4 protein-coding genes and 1 tRNA gene are annotated in these 2,647 nt (G+C 32.2%); 3 read left to right on the top strand and 2 right to left on the bottom strand.

Going from position 1 to position 2,647, the window contains the following annotated elements:
• Positions 1–170 precede the first annotated feature (170 nt).
• Positions 171–425 (top strand): sigma factor-like helix-turn-helix DNA-binding protein, encoded by a 255-nt coding sequence (locus AC30RD_RS08220; protein WP_489493994.1) that lies wholly within the window; start codon positions 171–173, stop codon positions 423–425.
• A 152-nt stretch (positions 426–577) separates the two neighbouring features.
• Complete coding sequence (locus AC30RD_RS08215; RefSeq protein WP_489493992.1) at positions 578–1,381, top strand: SIR2 family NAD-dependent protein deacylase; 804 nt, start codon at positions 578–580, stop codon at positions 1,379–1,381.
• 6 nt (positions 1,382–1,387) lie between these two features.
• Here the strand turns inward: AC30RD_RS08215 and AC30RD_RS08210 are convergent.
• Positions 1,388–1,478: transfer RNA gene (locus AC30RD_RS08210), tRNA-Ser, on the bottom strand.
• Between the two features lie 26 nt (positions 1,479–1,504).
• A complete protein-coding gene (pyrF, locus tag AC30RD_RS08205) occupies positions 1,505–2,188 on the bottom strand; it encodes an orotidine-5'-phosphate decarboxylase (protein WP_489493991.1) in 684 nt (227 codons plus the stop codon).
• 88 nt (positions 2,189–2,276) lie between these two features.
• On the opposite strand from pyrF, the gene AC30RD_RS08200 reads away from it, so the two are divergent.
• Positions 2,277–2,647, top strand: a 371-nt coding sequence (locus AC30RD_RS08200; protein ID WP_489493995.1) for a MutS N-terminal domain-containing protein, incomplete at its 3' end; no start/stop codon positions are given.

Genomic DNA, 2,647 nt, shown 5'->3' with positions numbered 1-2,647 from the left:
TATTATTTTCCTCATAAGCCGGAGGTCGACGGTTCAAGTCCGTCCCCAGCTACCATGTATTTTATCTTCTTTTACCTCATTTTTTAAATCATTTAGCTTATTTTTTAAAATCCAAATTTTATATAAAATATGATAAAGTATTTGTAAATATCAAAAAGAGGATATTTACTATGCATGAATGTTATGAAAAGATGAAAAAGATAGTTGAGGGTATTGAAAGTCCAGATGAAAGGGCAAAAATTATAAATGAATTTTTAGACGAAAATCCTCATTGCAATAATGAATATACATTGCAAGAAATAGGAGAGCTTCTTGGTGTCTCAAGGGAGAGAGTAAGGCAGATAGAAAAAAGGGTGATTAGTATGTTAAAACATCCAAATATCCAGAAAAAATTGAAAGATATCGTTGAAGAGTTTATGGGTTGATGCTATTTTGTTAGATAAATAGCCAAAAATTTTCCCGCCATTACTCCCAAAGTTAAAATCAAAAATATTATTGCCGCTGTTAAATATTGCTTTTTATTCATATTTTTTCCTAAAATATTTTTTTAGAGATTATAGCTTATTTTGGAGAAAAAATGTTTAAAAAAGTTGCAAAACTAATCAAAGATAAAGACTTTTTACTAATTACCGCTGGTGCCGGAATGGGCGTAGATAGCGGGCTTCCTGATTTTAGAGGTAAGGAGGGGTTTTGGAAGGCTTACCCAATCGCAAAAAAACTAAATCTCTCTTTTGAAGAGCTTGCAAACCCGTTTTGGTTTAAAAAAGATCCATATCTTGCTTGGGCCTTTTATGGACATAGATTAAATCTCTATAGAAAAACTAAGCCCCATATTGGATTTTATAAGCTTTTAGAGATAGCAAGAAATAAAAAAGATTATTTTGTATTTACTTCAAATGTTGATGGGCAGTTTCAAAAGGCTGGTTTTAGCCAAAATAGGATCGACGAGGTGCATGGAAGTATCCATTATCTTCAATGCACTATTCCTTGTTGCGATGAGGTTTGGGAAAATAGGGAAAATATAGATATTGATGAGAAAAATTTTAGGGCTCTTGATCCTTTGCCAAAATGTCCAAAATGTAATAATTTAGCAAGACCAAATATTTTAATGTTTGGAGATTTTGGCTGGGTAAGCAAAAAAGAAGAGATTCAAAAGGAGTATTTTGAAAGCTTTTTAAATAAAGCATATAAAAACTTAGTTATTTTAGAATTTGGTGCCGGAGTTGCTGTCCCAACCGTTAGAATGACCTCAGAATTGATCGCGCGGGAATTTGATGCTCCATTGATAAGAGTTAATCCAAGAGATTATCAAGATTGCGACATTGCTATAAAAACCGGAGCAAAAGAGGCTATAGAAAAAATATATGAAGAATATTTTTAGATTTTATGGCGGACAGGGCGGGATTCGAACCCGCGGTGCCCTTACGGACACGCCTCCTTAGCAGGGAGGTGGTTTCAGCCAGCTCACCCACCTGTCCAAGAGGATTGAAATTATAGGTAATTTTTAAATATTTGTCAATATCTTTTTGACTACTTCTTTAGGATTTTTTGCTTTATATACCGGCCTTCCAACTACTATAAAATCACTTAAATTCTCTTTTGCAGCTTTAAGGTCAGCTACTCTTTTTTGATCGTTACTCTCTTCTTTGAAAGGCCTTATCCCGGGAGTTAAAGTTAAAAAATCTTTAGAAGTGTTATTTTTTATAAGTTTACTCTCATATACAGAACATACAACTCCGTCTAAGGAGTTTTCATAAGCCATTTTGGCAAACTCTAAAGCCTTTTTTTTGATATCGGCGTTATAAATTTTTTTGAAACTTTCATTATCAAAGCTTGTTAAAACCGTCACGGCCAAAATTATTGGAGGGTTTGGAATGGATTTTACTCTTTTTACCACCTCCCTCATAGCACTTTCTCCGGCACTTGCATGGATATTAAACATATCTATACCGATTTTTGCGATCTCTTCTGCGGCATCTGCCATAGTGTTTGGAATATCATAAAGTTTTAAATCAAGAAATATTTTAAAATTTTCGTTTATATCTTTTAACTCTTTAATAAAATCTTTCCCGTCTCTAATATAGCTTCTAAGTCCAACTTTCAACCAAATATCAAAATCTTTTAACTCTTTTGCCAATTTGATATTTTCTTTTTTCTTGGGAAGATCTAGTGCAATGCAAAGTTTCATCATATTCCTTTTAAAAATAATAAAAATTATACCAAAGCTTCGATATAATAAGTAATAAATATACTAAAAAGGAATATTTGATTTGGAGATCGAGTTTAAGAAGTTAAATGATCTATTAAACGATAAAAAAAAGCTTTTAACACAGATCTATTTTGATTTGCAGAGTTTTTTTGAAAAAAAATATGGTGACAATACCGTTGTTTTAATGGAAGTTGGCTCTTTTTTTGAAATTTATGAGGTAAATAATGATGAATTAAAAATAGGCAAGGCAAAAGAGATAGCCGAATTTTTAAATATTCAACTAACAAGAAAAAACAAATCCATACTTGAAAACTCCGTTGCAAACCCTTTAATGGCGGGTGTGCCAAATTTCGCTTTAGAGAGATATTTAAACAGGCTTGTTCAAAGCAAAAAATATACGATAGTTTTAGTTAGACAAAAAGGAGAGCCACCTAACGT

Source organism: Nitrosophilus sp. (genome assembly GCF_982775275.1).
The sequence above is the reverse complement of the archived record's forward strand: the minus strand, read 5'-3'. Positions and strand labels throughout refer to the sequence as shown.